We start from the raw sequence: 439 nt of genomic DNA, 5'->3' as shown, positions 1-439 counted from the left end.
ACAGTCTGCACCGATGTTACCCTGGGCAGACAGAGAAGTCTCAGGGCCCTAAACTGCCATACCGGGACGACCTGCCATGGAAGCGGCGGTCCTGATCTGCCGGGTTTCGGATTTGGATGCAAGAACTTCGTAAGGACTGCCGGGTACAGGAGATTTACCACGGGCAGAGGTCATTACACCGTTGACGATTGTGTCACATTCTTTCTCAAGAGCGTAACTCATGTGCACAGGCATGAAGACATCTTCAGATATTGGGGAACCGGTTGGACCACCCTGTACGATTGGTTTTCTCTTGTCACCTACACTACGCTTGCGGCAGTAGACTGCGTCACGACCGCTGCCAAGCTGGAATTCCCTGTGCGGATTGTTGATTGCATCCCAGATCTCGTCTTCTGTGTATTTGACGATACGGTGGGTGTCGGTACACCAGATACCACAG

The 439-nt window shown here is 52.8% G+C and carries 1 pseudogene; it reads right to left on the bottom strand.

Annotation, left to right across the window (positions count from 1 at the left end):
• Positions 1–51: 51 nt before the first annotated feature.
• Positions 52–439 (bottom strand): annotated as a pseudogene (locus CI957_RS10410) (monomethylamine:corrinoid methyltransferase); the annotation flags it as partial.

It is taken from the genome of Methanohalophilus sp. WG1-DM (assembly GCF_004104135.1).
Classification (GTDB): domain Archaea; phylum Halobacteriota; class Methanosarcinia; order Methanosarcinales; family Methanosarcinaceae; genus Methanohalophilus; species Methanohalophilus euhalobius.
The sequence above is the reverse complement of the archived record's forward strand: the minus strand, read 5'-3'. Positions and strand labels throughout refer to the sequence as shown.